The organism is Paenibacillus lentimorbus NRRL B-30488 (assembly GCF_000411595.1).
In the GTDB taxonomy this organism is placed as follows: Bacteria; Bacillota; Bacilli; order Bacillales; family Bacillaceae; genus Bacillus; species Bacillus velezensis.
The window spans coordinates 93,559-112,603 of the sequence record NZ_ANAT01000030.1; the positions used below are offsets into that span (position 1 = coordinate 93,559).

Consider the following 19,045-nt stretch of genomic DNA (forward strand, 5'->3'; position numbering starts at 1 on the left):
ATAGGCTCTCAGGCAGGATAATTCTTACCGGTTATCTAATACTAAACAGAGCGATAAAAGGAAGGGAGCCTGAGCCATGGATGAGACACGTACGCTGGGCAGGACGGATTTACGGGTAAAGCGTATCGGCTTTGGCGCTAATGCGGTCGGAGGACATAATCTGTTTCCGAATCTTAATGATGAAACGGGAAAAGAACTCATCCGCACAGCGCTGGACGGCGGCGTCAATTTTATTGATACGGCGTTTATATACGGTTTGGGGCGTTCCGAAGAGTTAATCGGTGAAGTTGTCGCAGAGCGCGGCGTGCGGGACAGCCTCGTGATTGCGTCAAAAGGCGCGCACAAAGAGGTCAACGGACAGATCGAGCTGGACAACAGCCGTGAATTTCTCCGGAGTGAGGCGGAAAACAGCCTGAAGCGGCTGAAAACAGACGTGATTGATTTGTATTACGTCCACTTCCCTGACGGCAAAACACCGCTCTCCGAAGTGGCGGGCACGTTAAAAGAACTGAAGGACGAAGGGAAAATCAGAGCAATCGGCGCGTCCAATCTCAGCTTCCGGCAATTGCAGGAGTTTAACGCCGACGGCTATTTAGAGGTTTTTCAATCGGAATATTCACTGATTCAGCGTGAGGCGGAGCATGATCTGCTGCCTTATTGTGAAAAGAACGGCATTTCTTTTATTCCTTATTTTCCGCTTGCTTCCGGCTTGCTGACGGGAAAGTTTACAAAAGACACAGTCTTTGAGGACAGCCGAAAGAACAGGCCGCCGTTTCAGGGAGAAGCTTTTCACCAAAACCTGGAGCGAGTGGATAAGCTTCGGTCCGTTGCGGAAGAAAAAGGGGCGCAGACAGCGCATATCGCACTCGCGTGGCTTCTGTCGCAGCCGGCGGTGGATGCGATCATTCCCGGAGCCAAACGCCCCAGCCAGCTGAAACACAATCTGGGCGCGCTTGATGTGCAGTTGACCGAGGATGAGGTTCAATATATCAGTGACATCTTCAAGTGAAAATAAAAAAGGAAATAGCCTGCGCTATTTCCTTTCTTGCTGTCAGGACGTTTTCAAAAACGCTTCTGTCAATCCTTCCAGATCCGCGTCTGTATCCAGATACCACTGGCCGCGGGCGTTTTTCTTCATCTCAATTTCTCTTGTTACGGAAGAAGAAGCCGGTTTCAGGCGCATAAACTCTTCCGGATAGACAGAAAGCAGGTGGCTGACAATTTCGTTTTCATCAGCATCGGGGTGCTTTCCGGCATAGTCTTGCACGCGGTCTTGCAGCTGGCCCGCAAGCGGAGACATATCAAGCGGCGTCACTTTTGCTTCAAGGACGGCTTTTTTGCCTGACATGGATTTGGTATGCACCTTGAGCTCTGTGTTATCCCGAAGCGCTGATGACATGGCGTCAATAATAGCGGAAATGGCTTTTGAATCCGCCTGTTCTTGTGAAATGCCTGCAGAAGCGATAAAGCTGGCTTTCGCCGATTCCTGATATGCGGCGGCCGTCATTTTTTCATTTACACCGGTCAGGCGGGTGAAATTTTTATTGTGCTTGCCGTACAGCATCACATCAATGTATGCGGATAATGCGTCCGCCGGGTCAGGTTTTGCGTTTGAGGCTGTGCCTTTGACTTTCAGTTTATAAGATAAAGGCTTCGCGTCTTTTGCCTGCGGCTGATATACCAATTCATATGATTTGCCTTCGTCAGCCGTGAAGTACAGATTGCCCGTCACTGTCTTGCCCGCATGAAGCGTGCCGCTCTGCATCTGGTCATCCTTATCGGCCGCCGCTGTTTTCGCGTCATCCTGATAAAGCGAGAAGTCGCTGCTTTTGACGGTAAGCGGGTCTTTGCCCGTATTTTTGACGGTGACCGTTACTTTCAGCGCGGCCGGATGCTCAGTATCGTCTGAAGCGGCCCATGCCGTCTCTTTTATTTTCACTTTCGCCGTGCTGCTTTCCTGGCCGCCGCTCGTTTCGCTGCTGCATGCGGCGGTAAATGCCGTGAGAAGCAGAATGAAAAACACGGCGCTCATTTTTTTGATGGACATCTGGTTTACCCCCTGTTGTTATAATGATTAATTCAATAGTCATGAAGACAGACAGGTTAATTATACTAGTTTTGTATAAAAGAGTCTTGGTAATCATCAATTTTTTTGGAAGAAAAGGAAGTGTTATGATGAAAAAAGAAGAATTGAAACAGCTGGCTCTCCGGATCGGAAACGTACCTGCCCGCTACGAGAGTAATGTGGAAGAATACCAGGAAGATGAGGTTTTGTTTTGGTGGGAAGATAAGAATGATCCGGAAGCCGGCATCATGGTTGAACTAGACCGGGACGGAAAACTGAAATCCTTATCCCGTCCGGCTTTCCGGACTGATCTGCCGGCTCTTTCGGAATCGGACATAGAAGAACGGATGCGGGCGTTTGTAGAAACCCATCGTCCGGGGGCATTGGCTGAGTTCGAATTGGAAAACAGCGGCTCCGCCAATGATGGTGATGTGAGATATTCCTATGTTCAGATGGCTGACGGTCTGCCGCTTCCGCTGACCGGGTTTTACGTCGACCTGTCTTTGACAGGGGAAGTAACCGGCTTTTCTTACCATGGGAAGGCCGATAATCTCTTAAGACCCGGAACAATTGCGGACAAGCGGGAAGCATTGGCTCACTTTGTCAAACATATTGAAGCGGAGCTGTTGTTCACCGTACTGCATCAGTCCGTCTATGTGCAGGGGGATGACAAGCCCCATCTCGTCTATGAAATCGTGTCTCCGACGCGGCCGATATCGGCTGACCTGAAGGAAGAGAATGCAGAAATAGATGAATATGAAGAGCTGGAAGACGACATGCTGCCGTATGTCCCGATTTCACGCCCTGCCCCTGAAGCGGAAAAGATGAGCATCAATGACATGATCGGGCTGCACGACGGTTTTTATAAAGATAGGGAAAGCGATCTTGGAGAGGGCAGTATCGGTATTGCCTGGCGTCCTGAAAAAACAAAATCCGTACGGGAAGATAAAAGTTTTGAAAGTCTGTTAAAAGAGCGGAATGAACATGTATTGAAAACAAGGTATGATAAAGAATCGGGCCGGCTCACCGGGGTAATGTCATTTATACAAAGTGAAGGCGAACCGGAGTTTTCCGAGGAAGAATGCCATCACATGGCCATCCGCTTTTTGTTCGCCATGTTTCCGGAAGCGGATCAGTATTTCCGGGTTCAATATGATGAGCCGGATGATGAAGGAGAAAACGTGGGACTTACATATAAGGCTTGTTCAGGCGGCGTTGATTTGCGATTCGGAGAGGGGAGAATCTGCGTCAGCAAAAAGACGGGTCTTGTCACGTTTTATATGCCGCCGGAAATTGATCCGAAAGAGCTCGAGGAAATTGATCCCGTTCCTTCATTGACAATGGAAGAGGCGAAGGACGCGATCCGCCGGGCCATCAAAGCCGAGCTCGCTTGGGATCGTTGTTACGAAGACGGCAGCTGCGGAAAAGTGTACAGGCTCGTATATAAGCCGGTTTTCCCGCGGTTTATTGAGGCTCATACGGGAGAAGTGATCACGAGTTTAATAGGCTGAAGGTCATGGGCGTTCGTCCCGGGTCTTTCATGGGGAATGTGACTTTTGTATGGGAAACAGCCGCTCTGAATACGGCTCTTTTCCCTCTTTGCTAAAAATAGACACATAAAAGGCACTTTCTTCCCTTTAAAAGGATAAGGACGTTTTTATATAATTAAAAACAGTTCTTTTTATACACTCTTCTGAAAGGATGACCCCATTGCTGAAAGAACATCTGAGAAAAAAAGCGCTGGAGATCGGGAATATACCGCCGCACTATGAGCTTGAAATAGAAGATTATGATGAAAAACAAAAACGAGAGCCTATTATATATGGAAAGATCGTAACCATCCGGATAAAACGGTAACGATTGAGCTGGGCGACGACGGATCTTTGCTTACCTATTCACGCAACGACTGTCCGGGTTCAGACATGCAGCTGTCAGACGCCGAATTAAAGCTGACGGCTCTTCGGTTTGCGGCGAGACACCGCCCGCTTACTTTTATGAAATTCATCTTTCAGGCGAGGGAAGAACGCAATGGGTGCATCCGATTTATCTATACAAAAAAAGTGCTCGGCCGGCCGCTTCCCGATTCAGGTTTTTTCGTTGATGTAACCAGGAGCGGCTTCGTCGTGCAGTTTATCTATTACGGGGATAAGGGTGAAGCGCCCGTCCCGGAAACATTCGTCGATCGGGAAAAAGTCGTCTCGCATTATATGAGTGTGCTGACATTCAGTCTCGTCTATGATGTGGTCAATTTTGAGAAAATACCGCGTCTCGTCTATGAACCGATTCTGCCGGCTTACAGCTATCCGGCCGGTGAAGATGATATCGTGCCGGATCAGCAGCTTTGCGAAGACAGGAATGAGCCGGCAAAACCGCTTCCCGCGTTTGAACATAAACGGGAAATCAGCCTGGATGAATTAATGGGGTTTACCTCGGATATGGTTCAGACGCGCCGGCGCGATCTCGGGGATGAGATCGGAACGACATGGCGGAAAGGGTCGGTTCCGGAACGGAAAGATTTGAGTATCGAAAGCTATTTTGAAAGCAGCAACAAAAATACAATGAAGATGAAAACGGACAAAAAGACAGGGAAAATGACAGCCTTTAAATCTTTTATTGAGCATCAGGGCCCGGCCTTTTATTCTGCGGAAGAGTGTGAGGCCGTCGCGCTTCAATTTTTATACAAGCTTTATCCGAGAGCGGACGAGTTTTTTAAAATGAACCCGCTGAAAACGGACGGAAGGGGCAGGTTCCGCTTCCATTTTTCCGTATGGCATCAGGATATTCCGCTGCGGTTCGGCGCTGCGAGAATACTTGTCAGTCCCGTAACGGGGCTTGTGGAAGCTTACATGGCGCCTGACATTGACCCGGAGCAGCTGGAGAAGATCAATCCGGTGCCGGCCGTTACTCCCGAAGAAGCAAAGGCCGCTTTTTTATCCGATTTCCATTTGCGGCTGGAGTGGCAGCGCGATTTTACGCCGTCCGGCAATGAAGGATATAAGCTTGTGTACAGGCCTGTCTATCCTCCGTACATTGATGCGCAAAAGCGAAAAAGAAAAGGTTTTATTAGCCAGGGATCATTTGTAAATGAGGATAATCTTTAAAGCCTCTCCAATCGCCTCCCCAATCAAAACCAAGCGTTTTGGCAATCGATACGACCTCAAGCCAATCGGGCGTGCCGTTTCGGTTTCCGTCGTACGTCATATCCCAAATCAGGCTTCCATCCTTTTTTTGCAGGGCGAAGTCGATCGCAAGGCCGTAATTGTGGTAAGATTCCCCGCCTTTTGCGTAGGTGACGATATTTCCTTTTTTTGAACGTCCTTGACGGTACAATTCGTTTTGTTCCTCAATTGATCTGAAACCCTCTGTGATAACGACGGTGATGCCTTTTTTCAGAGCGGCCGTCCGCAATAGCTCCGCATTCTGTTTCACGAGCGGATGAAGAGCGCTTGGAATGGCTCTCTCTTGTAATGCCGTCTGCGGCCTCAATTCTTTCTGCATATAGGAAAAACATAGGTCTGCGGAAAAGAAGAGGATCAAAAGCAGCGCAATTCTGACTGGTAGTTTCATGGTGAATTCTCTCTTTCTTTAATTGATTAAAATCTTTGTTTGCTCACTGCCATAAATTTGCTATGATAAAATATAACATAATTAGTAGCCGGAGGAAGGAGGCAAATCTATGAAATCCAAGATTCCATCTGAAGAAGTGGCCGTTAAGATGAATGAATGGTATAAGCTGATCCGCGCGTTTGAAGCCGATAAAGCTGAAGCGCTGAAGCGGGAGATTCAATATGAACTCGAAGATATGGAAGAAAATCAGGATTTATTGTTGTATTTTTCATTGATGGAATTTAGGCACCGCATCATGCTGGATAAATTAAAACCCATGAAAGACGGCGACTGCCAGCCTCCGTTCTCTGAAATGCTCACTGAGATTGAGATGAACCAGCAAAAGCTGACCGGCTTACTGGAATATTATTTTTACTATTTCAGGGGAATGTATGAATTTAAGCAGAAAAACTTCATCTCAGCGATTTCTCATTATAAGCGGGCTGAGGAAAAGCTTGAATATGTGGAAGATGACATAGAGAAAGCCGAGTTTCTGTATAAAATTTCTGAGGTGTACTATCATATCAAGCAGACTTTCTTTTCGATGAATTACGCGGGACAGGCGCTTGATATTTACAAGAAATATGAATTATACGGAATGCGAAGGGTGCAGTGCAAATTTATCATTGCCGGAAATCTGATGGACGCCCAGCAGCATAAAAAAGCGCTGGAATACCTCGAATGCGCCTTGGAGCACGCAGAGCGGCTTGATGATCAATATATGATTGCTGCGGCCTATTATAATATCGGGCACTGTATGTACAGTCTGGGTGACTTTTGCAAGGCGGCGGAGGATTTTGAACGGGCGGCTGCCGGATTTGAAGCACACAGCTTCCGGCAGGTCATCCAGGCTGTTTTTCACTCACACATATCTACTTTAAAACGGAAAAATACAGTGAAGCCGCCGCCAGCTGCGCGCGGGGCATGAGAAGCGCGGCGGAGTGGGAAGATGAGATCTATATGACGAAATTCCGTCTGATTAAAGAGCTTTATCAGGGGGAAGGCGGACAGGATTCGCTCAAAGAGTATTTTGACATCCTGGAATCAAAGGAGCTGTTGGCTGACACAGAGGAACTGCTTCAGGACGCGGCTCATTTCTTTCATAAACGGGAGAACTACAAAGCGGCATCTTATTTTTTCAGCAGGCTTGTCGGCGTGCAAAAAAGGCTGCAAATGAACAACTACGCATAATGAAAAAAAGAACGAGGGAGCTTGGGCTTCATCGTTCTTTTTATGATTCCTTTTGTTTTCAGCCGATTAAAACCGGGTACATGCTCTGTATTAACATCAGGGAGGAAATGAGACAATGTATCAGGATTTACAGGGAAAAACAGCGATTGTAACAGGTTCTTCGAAAGGAATCGGAAAAGCCATTGCCGAACGCTTCGGCAAGGAGCGGATGAATGTGGTTGTGAACTACCTCGGTGATGCCGCCGGAGCGGAAGAAGCGGCGGACATCATTGAGAAAGCGGGAGGCAGAGCCGTCACCGTAAAAGCCGATGTATCCTCAGAAGAAGGGATTCAGGCGCTGTTTAATGCCGCGCAGGAGCATTTCGGGGGCGTGGACGTGATGGTCAACAATTCCGGCTTTAACGGAGCCGAGGCGATGCCTCATGAAATGAGCCTGGAGGATTGGCAAAGGGTCATCGACGTCAACGTGACCGGCACCTTTTTGGGGGCGAAAGCGGCATTGAAACATATGCTCGAGCGCGGCAAAAAAGGAACGGTCTTAAACATATCAAGCGTTCATCAGCAAATACCCCGCCCTGAAAACGTGCAGTACTCGGCATCCAAAGGCGGGATCAAAATGATGACGGAAACAATGGCGCTCAATTACGCAGACAAAGGCATCCGGGTGAATGCCATCGCTCCCGGCACGATCGCCACGGAGTCCAATAAGGATCTGGAAGATGAAACACATAAACAGGCCCAGCTGAAAAAAATTCCGATGAACGCCTTCGGAAAACCGGAAGAAGTCGCCGCGGCCGCCGCATGGATGGTGTCGGAAGAAGCGAGTTACGTAACCGGAACGACACTTTTCGTCGACGGAGGCATGACGCTTTATCCGTCTCAGCTGGAAAGTTAAAAGAGGAGGGGAAACCTTCTCTTTTTTGTTTAGAGAAGGGTCATAAAGGAAATGGTTCTCTAAAAAACAGGAGGTCCGCAAGATGGCGAGTGACTGGTGGAAAGACGCCGTTGTCTATCAAATCTATCCGCGAAGCTTCCAAGATACGAACGGCGACGGCATAGGCGACCTGCGGGGGATTATCGCGCGTCTCGATTATATAAAAGAACTTGGCGCTGATGTGATATGGATCTGCCCGATTTATCCGTCGCCAAACGTCGATAACGGCTACGATGTGACGGATCATCAAGCGATTATGGAATCATACGGAACGATGGAGGACTTTCACGATCTGCTTGCAGAATGCCGCAGCCGCGGATTAAAGCTTGTGATGGACTTCGTCTTAAATCATACCTCCACGGAGCATCCTTGGTTCAAAGAGGCGGAAATGAATCCGGACAGCAAATACCGCGATTATTATATTTGGCGGCCGGGCACCGCGGACGGCCCGCCGACCGATTGGGTGTCGGATTACGGACAATCCGTCTGGCAGTACGAAGAACATACGGGCGAATATTACCTGCATATGAACGCCGTCAAACAAGCCGATCTGAATTGGGAAAATCCCGAGGTTCGGCAATCAGTATACGAGATGATGAGATTTTGGCTCGATAAAGGCGTGGACGGATTGCGAATAGACCAGCTTCATCTTCTGTCAAAAAAAGAATACTTGCCGCCGTATGAAGATTATATCGCTCGCCGGGCCGATCCGAAGCCTTTCCGGCCAAACGGAGCACGGATACATGATTACTTAAAAGAAATGACGAAAGCGGTATTTTCTAAATATGACGTGATGTCGGTCGGCGAGGCCGGATCAGTGACGCCTGAGGAAGGACTGGTCTACACGGGAACCGATGAGCATGAACTGAATATGATTTTTCATTTTCAGCATATGGAGCTTGATCAAAAGCCGGGCCAAGAGCATTGGGATGTAAAACCGCTTGAGCTGGCCGATTTGAAGAAAGTGCTCACAGACTGGCAGGAAAAACTGGAACATCAAGGCTGGAATACGCTGTATTGGTGCAATCATGACCAGCCCCGGATCGTATCCCGTTTCGGAGACGAAGGCACATACCGCAAAGCATCCGCCAAAATGCTTGCCGCCCTGCTTTATTTCATGAAAGGCACGCCGTACATTTACCAGGGGGAAGAAATCGGCATGACAAACGCTCCGTTTGACAGGATAGAGGACTATCGGGATATTCAGACCGTCAATATGTATCATAAAAGGGTATTTGAAATGGGCCGCAACAGAGAAGAAGTCATGGCATCCATTATGGCGAAAAGCCGGGATCATGCCCGTACACCGATGCAGTGGGACGGCAGCAAGAATGCCGGATTTACGGAGGGCGAACCGTGGCTCACGGTCAATCCCAATTACAAAACCGTCAATGCGGCCGAGGCTCAGGATGATCCCGATTCTATATTGAACTTTTACAAAAAACTGATCCGCCTGCGAAAACAGTATGCTGATATCATAAAAGGCAGCTACAAGCTGCTGCTTCCTGATGACCCGCAGCTGTTCGTGTATGAAAGACAGGCAAACGGACAAAAACTCATGTCCATCAGCAACGTATCGAAAGAAGAAGCCGCTTTTTATTGGCCGGACGGTTCCGAACCTGAAAGGGCCGAGCTGCTTCTCAGCAACTATGATAATGACGGCGGCACGGAATCCCGCATCACATTCCGCCCATACGAAACAAGAGTTTATCTGCTTGCCTGATATGTGATAGGACTCCCCCGTCCATACATGGCGGGGGCTTTTTAGGTAAATTGGATATTAATTTAGAAAAAATATCTTGCAAAACGTAATTACTTCGTTTTATTATGGTATAGGTAACAAATGAACGAGAAAGAACGCTTTGGAAATCGTCATCATTCTGATTTACAGAACAGGGGGAAACGGCTTGTTTAAAAAATGGAGCGGAATCATTGTCATTGCGGCATGCTTTTTAATCGCGGCGGGCTGCGGCAATTCATCTTCAAAAGGTTCGTCAGGTTCTTCGAAAAGCGGCAAACTGCACGTCGTGACGACCTTTTATCCTATGTACGAATTCACGAAACAAATTGTCAAAGACAAAGGCGATGTAGACATTCTCATCCCGTCTTCGGTCGAACCCCATGATTGGGAGCCGACGCCGAAGGATATCGCCGGCATTCAAAACGCCGATCTTTTCGTATACAACAGCGAATATATGGAGACATGGGTTCCTTCAGCGGAAAAAAGCATGAGCTCTGATCATGCGAAGTTTGTAAAGGCGTCAAAAGGAATTGACTTACTCGAAGGTTCGGATGAAGAGGAAGAGGAACATGGACACGGCGGTCATGACCACAGCCACAGCACGGACCCTCACGTGTGGCTCAGCCCGGTTCTTGCGCAAAAAGAGGTCAAAACCATTACGGCGCAGATCGTAAAACAGGACCCGAAGAATAAAGCATACTATGAGAAAAATAGTAAAGAATATATTGCAAAACTGCAGGATCTTGATAAACTATACCGTACAACATTAAATAAAGCGGCGAAAAAAGAACTGATCACACAGCACGCGGCATTCAGCTATCTCGCCAAAGAATACGGCTTAAAACAAGTCGCGATTGCAGGCCTTTCTCCTGAAGAAGAGCCGAGTGCGGCCAAACTGGCGGATCTCAAAACGTTTGCCAAACAGCATGATGTGAAGATCATCTACTTTGAAGAAGTTGCATCGCCTAAAGTTGCAGATACACTTGCCGGTGAAATCGGCGCGAAAACGGAAGTGCTCAATACACTGGAAGGTTTAAGCCAAAAAGAACGGGATAAAGGCATCGGTTATATCGACATTATGGAGAAAAACCTTGATGCACTGAAAGATTCGCTATTGGTTAAATAACATAGTGTGCGCCGCGGGGTGCACACTATTTCTATGCGGGAAAGGAAGGTCAGCATGAATCTCGTTACATTACAGGATATCGTTTTTGGTTATTCGCATACACCGGTGCTTGACGGCGTGTCGCTGGAAATTAAAAGCGGCGAATTCGTCGGCATTACAGGGCCGAACGGCGCATCAAAATCGACGCTGATGAAAGTCATGCTCGGCATGCTCAGACCTTGGGAAGGAACGGCCGAGATCAGTAAAAAAACGCAGCTGGAAAACGCCTGACAATCGGCTATGTTCCGCAGCAGATTTCTTCATTTAACGCAGGATTCCCAAGCACGGTTCTGGAGCTTGTGCAATCAGGCCGTTATACGAAAGGAAAATGGTTTAAACGATTGAACGAAACGGATCACCACGAGGTGGAAAACGCGCTGAAGATGGTGGAAATGTGGGATTTCCGCCACCGGAAAATCGGCGATTTATCCGGCGGACAGAAGCAGAAAATCTGCATTGCGAGAATGCTTGCGAGCAATCCGGATCTGCTGATGCTTGATGAGCCGACAACCGCGGTTGATTATGAAAGCAGACAGGGTTTCTACGAATTTATGCACCATCAGGTGAAAAATCACAACCGCACCGTCGTCATGGTGACACACGAACAAAACGAAGTACAGCAGTATCTGGATAAAGTCATACGGCTTGAAAGGGGGGAAAAAGGCGGATGGAAATGTTTGACTTGGAATTCATGCGACGAGCTTTTCTAGCGGGAAGCATGATCGGAATTATGGCGCCGATATTAGGCGTATATCTCGTGCTGAGAAGACAGGCGCTGATGGCGGATACGCTGTCTCATATTTCATTGTCGGGCGTGGCCATCGGTTTTTTTCTCAGTACCAATATTACGGCGGCGAGCATCGTTGTCGTCACGATCGGAGCGATCGGCATTGAATACATGCGGCGGGCGTACCGTACATATTCCGAGGTATCTATCGCAATCTTAATGGCGGCCGGGCTGTCGTTTGCGATGTTTCTGATCAGCCTGTCAAAAGGCGGCGCGTCGATGAGCATCGATCAATATTTATTTGGATCGCTTGTCACGGTCAGCCAGCAGCAGGTCTATATTATCGGAGGCATTACCCTGCTGATTCTGCTTTATTTCATTATATTAAACAGACCGCTCTATCTGCTTACTTTTGACGAGGCGACGGCGAAGACATCAGGCATTAACACAAACCTGCTGTCAATGTCATTCAGCATCGTGACGGGGCTGGCGATTTCGGTCATTATTCCGATTATCGGCGTGCTGCTCGTTTCCGCGCTCCTCGTACTGCCCGCGGCTTTTGCAATCCGTATCGCCAAAGGGTTTAAATGGGTGTTTGCGGCAGCCATTATTATTTCTCTTTTCAGTGTGTTCATGGGGCTGACGTCTTCGTACCAGCTCGGAACGCCTCCGGGGCCGTCAATCACTTTACTGTTAATCATTCTGCTTCTGCTCGGGTTTACGCTGCAGGGGATTTGGAATGCGTTTAAAAAAGGAAAAGAACGAAAAACCGCCGTTAAGCGGTGCAGCAGTCTCATCTGCTGCTCCGTTTGACGGCTTTTTTTTACAGAAATATATCAGCAAGACGCTCATATGACTCTTTTTTTGCTTCGAAATCAAAGACGTTGCACAGCACCATCATCTCTTTTGTCTGATACCGCTCGGAAAGTTCAAGCAGACGGCGTTTCACTGCGGCAGGAGAGCCGATCACCATCCGCTTCCTGTTTTCTTCTATCTGTTTACGGTCCTCCGGCGAATACGGATAAGCTTTCGCTTCCTCCACACTCGGCACGCGGCTGTCGGCGCCTTTTCCGACACGAAGAAGCCATAAATCCTGGCTTAAGGCGAGTTCTTCCGCTTTCTCATCCGTAGCCGCGCATATGACGAAAATGGCACAGAGCGAGGCGGGAGCGGAAAAATGGGCGGAGGCCCGGAAATGGTCCCGATAGATCTGAAAAGCTTTTTCCCCGCGTTCCGGATTAATGAAATGGCCGAAGACATAGCCCGCACCTTGAAGAGCGGCGCGTCTGGCGCTGTTTTCCCCGAGGCCGAGCACCCAAAGCTGCGGGGCTGTTTCAATCAAAGGCGCTGTTTTTATTCCTGCATAAGCATGGTCCGAGGGAACCGAATCTGTCAGAAAGGATGATAAATCCTGAAGCTGCCTGTTAAACTCGGTCATGCTTTTCTTTACCCCGTCTGTGAGGGCGAGCCGGATTTTCGTCGTGCCGCCCGGTGAGCGTCCGACCCCAAGGTCAATCCGGTTCGGGTGCAGCGCCTCAAGCTGACGGAAAGTTTCCGCGACTTTATAGGGGCTGTACTGCGGCAGCAGCACGCCGCCTGATCCGACACGGATGGACGTTGTGGCTGCGGCGGTATGAGCGATCATAATTTCCGGCGAAACGCTTGCGAGCCCTCTTGTGCCGTGATGCTCGGCAAACCAGTACCGCTTATAGCCCCACCCTTCACTGAAACGGGCGAGCTCCGCTGAACGGCGGAGCGTCTCGTGCGGCCCGTTTCCTTTGGATACGGGCGCCTGATCAAGTATGCTTAAATCAATCACTCGTCTGCCCCTTTCCTGACATGTATTGATACAAGGATAGGAAAAATGTTCAGTCTTCGTCAATTTCTTTGTTTTCTCTATTCTCTCCGGAACGAAGGAGAATATAGGAAGTGATTTTTCGCCGTTTTTCGCCAAAAATTCTTATGTTTTATGAAACTTTGATATAATAAAAGACGTATATCTTAATAAACACCGGGATTCTTGTCCCGGAATTTAGTAAAAATGCGCACTTGCGGCGTGCTTAGCGGCACCCTTACAGAATAGGAGTGAATCATATGGCGATCTCTTTACAAAAAGGACAGCGGATTGATTTAACAAAAGGAAAAGCCGGCCTGTCAAAACTGCTGGTCGGACTCGGCTGGGACCCTGTATCATCCGGGGGCTTTTTCGGAAAGCTGTTCGGCGGAGGCGGTGCCAATATCGACTGTGACGCTTCCGTACTGATGCTTGAAAATGATAAAATGACAGACAGCAAAAACGTCATCTATTTCGGCAATCTGAAAAGCCGGTGCGGCGGTGTCGTACATACGGGTGACAACCTGACGGGTGAAGGCGACGGCGATGATGAACAAATTCTCATCGATTTGGCGAAGGTGCCCGCTCAGATTAATAAACTTGTGTTTGTCGTCAATATTTACGACTGCGTCAGACGAAAACAGGACTTCGGCATGATTCAAAACGCGTTCATCCGCGTCGTTGATCAGGCTAATCGCGAAGAACTGGTGACTTACAATTTAAGAGATAACTATTCAGGCAGAACGAGCCTGATCGCGGCTGAAATCTACCGCCAGGACGGCGAGTGGAAATTCGCCGCAGTAGGAGAAGGCACAAACGATACAAAAATCGGCGATATCGTTAACCGATACGCCTAAACGATAAAAAGGAGAGTGCACACATGGCAATTTCATTGGCAAAAGGACAAAAAGTAGATTTGACTAAAACAAATCCGGGTCTTTCTAAAGTCGTTGTCGGCCTTGGCTGGGATACAAACAAATACGACGGCGGACATGATTTTGATTTAGATTCCAGCGTCTTTCTATTAAATGAAGCGGGAAAATGCGCGTCGCCTGATGATTTCATTTTCTATAATCAGCTTGAAGGCGGAAACGGCTCTGTCGCACATTCAGGCGACAACCTGACAGGCCAGGGCGAGGGCGATGACGAAAGCGTAAGAGTCAACCTGAGCGCGGTGCCCGCGGCTATTGACAAAATTTCATTCGTCATCACGATTCATGAAGCGGAAGCGCGCGGCCAAAACTTCGGACAAGTTTCCAACGCGTTCGTGCGCATTGTCAATGAAGAGACAAATGAGGAGCTGATCCGCTATGATCTGGCTGAAGATTTCTCAATTGAAACAGCCATTATCGCAGGGGAGCTTTACAGACATAACGGCGAATGGAAATTTTCCGCGATCGGCTCAGGCTACCAAGGCGGACTGGCCCGTATTGCGACAGATTACGGCCTGCAGATCGGCTGAACCATATCAAACACAGAAGGGAGAGACGGCACATGGCTATTCAATTGGCGAAAGGACAGCGTGTTGATCTGACAAAAACGAACCCCGGCCTTACAAAAGCGGTGATCGGCTTAGGGTGGGATACGAACAAGTACTCCGGAGGGCATGACTTTGACCTTGACGCGTCGGCTTTTCTTGTCGATGCCCATGACAACTGTGTAAATGATCTTGATTTTGTTTTCTACAATAACCTGGAACACCCGAGCGGGGGCGTCATCCATACGGGAGACAACCGGACGGGCGAGGGCGAGGGAGACGATGAACAAATTATCGTCGACTTCTCAAAAATACCCGCAAATATTGAAAAGATCGGCATCACCGTCACGATTCATGATGCGGAAGCGCGCGGCCAAAATTTCGGACAAGTTTCGAACGCGTTCGTGCGCGTCGTCGATGAAAACAGCCAGAATGAACTGCTTCGTTTCGATTTAGGGGAAGACTTCTCGATTGAAACGGCGGTTGTCGTTTGTGAGCTTTACCGCCATGGAGCTGAGTGGAAGTTTAACGCCATCGGCAGCGGGTTTTCCGGCGGTCTGGCATCACTTTGCCGGAATTACGGCTTGCAGGTGTAAGCAGGAAATTACCGTTTTACTAAATAGGAGGAAAAAACTTGGATTTTCTACATCATATTATGTCTACCTACGCTTCCTTTTTTGATTGGAAAATGTGGGGTGAGGTGCTGACTGACCCTGTATCATGGGGGCTGATCGGTTCCTTGGTTCTGCTGGAAGGGCTGCTGTCGGCCGACAATGCGTTAGTGCTTGCGGTGATGGTAAGGCATCTGCCTGAAAAACAGCGGAAGAAAGCATTAACATACGGATTGTTCGGGGCATATATTTTCCGTTTTATCTTTATCGGGATCGGAATGCTGCTCATTAAGTTCTGGTGGATTAAAGTGCTTGGCGCGCTGTACCTGGCTTGGCTCGTCATTAAGCATTTCTGGATCGGAGAAGGTGATGACGATACGGAAGGCATGAAGAAAAATTCATGGATGGTCCGTACGTTCGGAATTTTCTGGGCCACTGTCGTTTCAGTTGAGTTAATGGATTTGGCCTTCTCTGTTGACAGCATTCTGGCCGCGTTTGCGGTATCGGAAAAAGTGTGGGTGCTCTTGATCGGCGGTATGCTTGGCATTCTCATGATGCGTACAGTCGCAAAAGTATTCCTTGTTTTAATTGATAAAATCCCTGAGCTTGAAAATACGGCTTTTGTGCTGATCGGGATTATCGCCGTGAAAATGGCGGCGAGCGCCTTTGATTATGAAATGCCGCACGTGGTGTTCTTCGGAATCATCATCGCTGCGTTTGTGGTAACGTTTATTATCCACTATTTCAACAAACAAAAGCAGGTTCAGGAGCAAACGGCTGCATCTAAAGAAGAATAAAACAAAAAAGGAGGGAGAGTTCATTTCCTTCCTTTTTTGTACCGATCATCATGAAGAGAAAGGAGGAAAATGATGAGGCAGGAAGAATTGGTGATCCGAAAGGCCGAGCCGGAAAACGATGACTGGGAAACGTTTCTGATGCGGCCGCTGCCGGAACGTCCCGGTTACGAGCGGGAAAACGGGCTGGCGTTTACCCGTCTTGCCGTCCGGATTTTGGGCACTCCTTATGATGAGACGGAGTATTACAATAAGCTTTTCGAGCTGTCTTCTCATGAAAACATCCATGTGTTAAGCGAGACGCTGGATAAGACCATTGCGCCTGAAACGTTTCAGGCGCTGCAGCACATCCATTCGGTCAATCAAAAAGAGAAAGGGCTTTCGGTTTCCAGGTTTGTCGCGTTTCTCGATGGGGGCAGGCTGCTTGCCAAACACGCTGATCCGCTTATGCACCGCAGGCTGAGAACCGCGTTTATGACGCTTTTGGAAACCTTTGCGGACCGGCATGAAAACGGGCTGAATCATCCCGATTTCCGGCGTGTGCTCTTGGATGTGTCAAAGTTTTCGCTGAACCACCTGAATCCATGGCTTGAACAAGCCGATATAGAGCGTGAGATGCCGAAGGTGGTGTGGTATGGAGACGCTGCCAAAAGCCAGCTCTATTTTCTCTATTATCTCATGCTGATCGGCTGTGACGTCCTATTGTTTCATCCGGCTGCGGAAGATCCGTTCAGCTTGATTGATCCGGATGAGGAACTCAGCTTTGTGATAAAGCTCCCCGCAACAGGCGGCCTTGAGCCATTCCCGAAAGAAAAGCCGGACAGAACGTCCACGACGGCCTACCGGTCAACGAAAGAAATTGAGCATGTGCTGAACCATGAGGAATCTATGATGTATAAGCCTTGGCAGTTCAGGGATCATACCCCGCAGTCCGTGACATTAAAAACGACGTATGATGAGTTATTTCTCATTGCGAAGGAGCGGGCGTTTATCCGGCCGCAATTTAAAGCGGACAGGGAGCGGGTGGCCGTTCCGAACCTTTTTGCGAAAGTGATGGGGGTTTCCAAAGATACGAAAGAATATTGGAACAGACTCCATACCGCCGCAGACTATCAGGAGACACACATGATCCGCAGTTTTCCGTTTACGGAAGAGCTGAAAGCCAACTACCAGTATCACTACAGTCAGGTTTTGAACGAAGAAGGAGCGATTGACGCGGACAGGCTGAAAAGAAGCAACATCTGGCAGTACAAGCATCTCCCGTCAGGCGTGCAGAACGCCATCGCCAATGTGATTTCTGACATGTGCAGAAACCCAGGGCTGAAGGCTTTGCCCGGGGAGCAGGCAAGGGATGCCGCAATCTATTTGTTCCGCCAGGCGACGAACCTGCCCGCTTCGCTGCTGCAATTGATTCAGACGTTTGATTACGCCCAAACCGTTCCGAAACTTGTTTTATATCATACGGAACAAAATGGCGAACTCACACGTTCTGATGCCGCCGCTCTTTTGTTTTTAAATAAATTCGGCGTCGATATCATCTTGTATAATCCGCCGGGCCATCAGGACATTGAGCATTATATTGAAGAAAGCCAATTTGATGTCCATTGGCTGGAGGACATGGTGTTTCGGCAGGAATATAAGGAGCCGTCACTCGTAAGAAAGCTGTTTAGAACCATTACGCAAAAGCAGGGAGAGTAAATAAACATGACAGAAAATCAAAATCCGCTTGTTCTTGATAAAAATGAAGAGATTTCTGAACAAAAAGCAGATGACATCAGGGTGCAGCTGCGCCAAGACCCTGAAGTGCAGCGCATTTCGCAGCAGATTGACGTGAAAAACCAAATGGAGCTGCTTGAGTACGGAAAAGAACCGGCAGTTGAAATCTCGAAGTTCTCCGACCGCATCTTAAATATGATGAAAACAACAAGTGTCACGGATTCAGGCACAATGCTGACGCAGCTCGGAAAAATCATGGACCGTTTCGACAAAAATGATTTCGATGAACCAAAAGGATTTCTCGCTAAAATGTTCAAACGCGGCAACAGCATGATTGAAAAGATTTTTCAAAAGTACCGCACCCTGGGCGGAGAAATTGAAAAAATCCACGTCGAAATTTCGAAATACAAAGATGAAATGGCAAAGACGAACCATACGCTTGAAGAGATGTATGAAAACAACATTAACTACTACATGGAGCTTGAAAAATATGTCGTTGCCGGGCAGATGAAGCTTGAGGAAATGCAGGCGCTCATTCCTTCTTATGAAGAAAAAGCGGCCGGCGGAAACCAGCTTGCGCAAATGCAGCTTGATACGCTGCGTGACGGGCTTCAGGCGCTTGAGGAACGTGTGTATGATTTAGATATGGCTCGGATGGTGGCGCTGCAAACAGCTCCGCAGATCCGCCTCCTTCAGCGCGGAAATACGAAGCTCATTGGGAAAATCAATTCCGCTTTCGTCATTACAATTCCGATTTTCAAAAACGGCATTATTCAGGCTGTCACAGTCAAACGGCAAAAGCTTGTGGCTGATTCAATGAGCGAGCTGGACCGCCGCACGAATGAAATGCTGAAGCGCAACGCTGAAAATATTTCAAACCAAAGCGTGGAGATCGCCCGTATGGCAGGCCGTCCGAGCATTGACATTGAGACGATTGAAACGTCTTGGAATACGATTGTCAGCGGTATGCAGGAAACGAAACAGATCGAGGAAGAGAACAAACGCCTCCGTGAAGACGGAGCGAGACGTATTGCCCAGCTGCAGGATAATATTAAAAAAGCAGTCTTACAGCAATAAAAGGAACCCCGCTTGTGAAACATAAGCGGGGTTTTTCATTTCTTTCATTTTGTTAATGACAGTATGTAAAGACAGGTGTAAACTTAAACGGTAATCATTTTGCATAT

At 48.3% G+C, this 19,045-nt stretch carries 15 protein-coding genes and 3 pseudogenes; 15 read left to right on the plus strand and 3 right to left on the minus strand.

All coding sequences use genetic code 11. The features are described 5' to 3' along the window. Window positions 1–76: 76 nt before the first annotated feature. Window positions 77–1,009 carry an aldo/keto reductase gene (locus D368_RS15355; protein WP_070081327.1) on the plus strand — a complete coding sequence of 311 codons (933 nt, stop codon included), beginning with the start codon at window positions 77–79 and terminating at the stop codon, window positions 1,007–1,009. A 42-nt stretch (window positions 1,010–1,051) separates the two neighbouring features. Here the strand turns inward: D368_RS15355 and D368_RS15360 are convergent, their stop codons facing one another. Beyond that, window positions 1,052–2,047 (minus strand): DUF5105 domain-containing protein, encoded by a 996-nt coding sequence (locus tag D368_RS15360; protein ID WP_101562667.1) that lies wholly within the window; start codon window positions 2,045–2,047, stop codon window positions 1,052–1,054. A 128-nt stretch (window positions 2,048–2,175) separates the two neighbouring features. Here D368_RS15360 and D368_RS15365 point away from each other — a divergent pair, with 128 nt between their 5' ends. Continuing rightward, on the plus strand, window positions 2,176–3,576 hold the full coding sequence (locus D368_RS15365; RefSeq protein WP_128574956.1) for a YcdB/YcdC domain-containing protein: 1,401 nt from the start codon (window positions 2,176–2,178) through the stop codon (window positions 3,574–3,576). Between the two features lie 199 nt (window positions 3,577–3,775). Further along, window positions 3,776–5,166 (plus strand): annotated as a pseudogene (locus D368_RS15370) (YcdB/YcdC domain-containing protein). On the opposite strand, the gene cwlK reads toward D368_RS15370, so the two are convergent. Further along, on the minus strand, window positions 5,129–5,632 hold the full coding sequence (cwlK, locus tag D368_RS15375) for a peptidoglycan L-alanyl-D-glutamate endopeptidase CwlK (RefSeq protein ID WP_101562670.1): 504 nt from the start codon (window positions 5,630–5,632) through the stop codon (window positions 5,129–5,131). The pseudogene D368_RS15370 and the gene cwlK overlap by 38 nt on opposite strands. Before the next feature lie 109 nt (window positions 5,633–5,741). Here cwlK and D368_RS15380 point away from each other — a divergent pair. The 6 genes and pseudogenes from D368_RS15380 (at window position 5,742) to D368_RS15405 (ending at window position 12,242) form a co-directional block, all read left to right on the plus strand. Then, window positions 5,742–6,862 (plus strand): annotated as a pseudogene (locus tag D368_RS15380) (response regulator aspartate phosphatase). A 115-nt stretch (window positions 6,863–6,977) separates the two neighbouring features. Next, window positions 6,978–7,757 (plus strand): glucose 1-dehydrogenase, encoded by a 780-nt coding sequence (locus tag D368_RS15385; RefSeq protein ID WP_101562671.1) that lies wholly within the window; start codon window positions 6,978–6,980, stop codon window positions 7,755–7,757. Between the two features lie 82 nt (window positions 7,758–7,839). After that, window positions 7,840–9,519, plus strand: coding sequence for a glycoside hydrolase family 13 protein (locus D368_RS15390; RefSeq protein WP_128574957.1), 1,680 nt, complete (start codon window positions 7,840–7,842; stop codon window positions 9,517–9,519). A gap of 184 nt (window positions 9,520–9,703) precedes the next feature. Beyond that, window positions 9,704–10,663: a metal ABC transporter substrate-binding protein gene (locus D368_RS15395; protein WP_128574958.1), complete on the plus strand. Its 960-nt coding sequence runs from the start codon at window positions 9,704–9,706 to the stop codon at window positions 10,661–10,663. Between the two features lie 54 nt (window positions 10,664–10,717). Continuing rightward, window positions 10,718–11,412 (plus strand): annotated as a pseudogene (locus tag D368_RS15400) (metal ABC transporter ATP-binding protein). Beyond that, complete coding sequence (locus tag D368_RS15405) at window positions 11,370–12,242, plus strand: metal ABC transporter permease (protein WP_128574959.1); 873 nt, start codon at window positions 11,370–11,372, stop codon at window positions 12,240–12,242. Before D368_RS15400 ends, D368_RS15405 begins: the two are co-directional and overlap by 43 nt. 10 nt (window positions 12,243–12,252) lie before the next feature. On the opposite strand, the gene D368_RS15410 is transcribed toward D368_RS15405, so the two are convergent. Next, window positions 12,253–13,248, minus strand: a complete 996-nt coding sequence (locus D368_RS15410) for an LLM class flavin-dependent oxidoreductase (RefSeq protein WP_128574960.1) — start codon at window positions 13,246–13,248, stop codon at window positions 12,253–12,255. A 275-nt stretch (window positions 13,249–13,523) separates the two neighbouring features. Between D368_RS15410 and D368_RS15415 the strand changes: the two genes are divergently transcribed. The 6 genes from D368_RS15415 to D368_RS15440 all read left to right on the plus strand — a co-directional run bounded on the left by D368_RS15415 (window position 13,524) and on the right by D368_RS15440 (window position 18,938). Next, on the plus strand, window positions 13,524–14,120 hold the full coding sequence (locus D368_RS15415; RefSeq protein WP_015239102.1) for a TerD family protein: 597 nt from the start codon (window positions 13,524–13,526) through the stop codon (window positions 14,118–14,120). A gap of 23 nt (window positions 14,121–14,143) precedes the next feature. Then, window positions 14,144–14,725, plus strand: a complete 582-nt coding sequence (locus D368_RS15420; protein WP_007409047.1) for a TerD family protein — start codon at window positions 14,144–14,146, stop codon at window positions 14,723–14,725. A gap of 32 nt (window positions 14,726–14,757) precedes the next feature. After that, window positions 14,758–15,336, plus strand: coding sequence for a TerD family protein (locus tag D368_RS15425; protein WP_003156645.1), 579 nt, complete (start codon window positions 14,758–14,760; stop codon window positions 15,334–15,336). Between the two features lie 38 nt (window positions 15,337–15,374). Then, window positions 15,375–16,148, plus strand: coding sequence for a TerC family protein (locus tag D368_RS15430; RefSeq protein WP_003156644.1), 774 nt, complete (start codon window positions 15,375–15,377; stop codon window positions 16,146–16,148). 72 nt (window positions 16,149–16,220) lie between these two features. Beyond that, complete coding sequence (locus D368_RS15435) at window positions 16,221–17,843, plus strand: YceG family protein (protein WP_007409048.1); 1,623 nt, start codon at window positions 16,221–16,223, stop codon at window positions 17,841–17,843. Between the two features lie 6 nt (window positions 17,844–17,849). After that, window positions 17,850–18,938, plus strand: a complete 1,089-nt coding sequence (locus tag D368_RS15440) for a toxic anion resistance protein (RefSeq protein ID WP_101562675.1) — start codon at window positions 17,850–17,852, stop codon at window positions 18,936–18,938. The last annotated feature ends 107 nt before the right edge of the window (window positions 18,939–19,045 follow it).

What these genes read in the sequence shown, in the direction of transcription:
- D368_RS15415 (WP_015239102.1), top strand. Translation starts at nt 13,524, where the DNA reads ATGGCGATCTCTTTACAAAAAGGACAGCGGATTGATTTAACAAAAGGA.
- D368_RS15390 (WP_128574957.1), top strand. Translation starts at nt 7,840, where the DNA reads ATGGCGAGTGACTGGTGGAAAGACGCCGTTGTCTATCAAATCTATCCG.
- D368_RS15420 (WP_007409047.1), top strand. Translation starts at nt 14,144, where the DNA reads ATGGCAATTTCATTGGCAAAAGGACAAAAAGTAGATTTGACTAAAACA.
- D368_RS15385 (WP_101562671.1), top strand. Translation starts at nt 6,978, where the DNA reads ATGTATCAGGATTTACAGGGAAAAACAGCGATTGTAACAGGTTCTTCG.
- D368_RS15360 (WP_101562667.1), bottom strand. Translation starts at nt 2,047, where the DNA reads ATGTCCATCAAAAAAATGAGCGCCGTGTTTTTCATTCTGCTTCTCACG.
- D368_RS15355 (WP_070081327.1), top strand. Translation starts at nt 77, where the DNA reads ATGGATGAGACACGTACGCTGGGCAGGACGGATTTACGGGTAAAGCGT.
- D368_RS15435 (WP_007409048.1), top strand. Translation starts at nt 16,221, where the DNA reads ATGAGGCAGGAAGAATTGGTGATCCGAAAGGCCGAGCCGGAAAACGAT.
- D368_RS15405 (WP_128574959.1), top strand. Translation starts at nt 11,370, where the DNA reads ATGGAAATGTTTGACTTGGAATTCATGCGACGAGCTTTTCTAGCGGGA.
- cwlK (WP_101562670.1), bottom strand. Translation starts at nt 5,632, where the DNA reads ATGAAACTACCAGTCAGAATTGCGCTGCTTTTGATCCTCTTCTTTTCC.
- D368_RS15425 (WP_003156645.1), top strand. Translation starts at nt 14,758, where the DNA reads ATGGCTATTCAATTGGCGAAAGGACAGCGTGTTGATCTGACAAAAACG.
- D368_RS15365 (WP_128574956.1), top strand. Translation starts at nt 2,176, where the DNA reads ATGAAAAAAGAAGAATTGAAACAGCTGGCTCTCCGGATCGGAAACGTA.
- D368_RS15440 (WP_101562675.1), top strand. Translation starts at nt 17,850, where the DNA reads ATGACAGAAAATCAAAATCCGCTTGTTCTTGATAAAAATGAAGAGATT.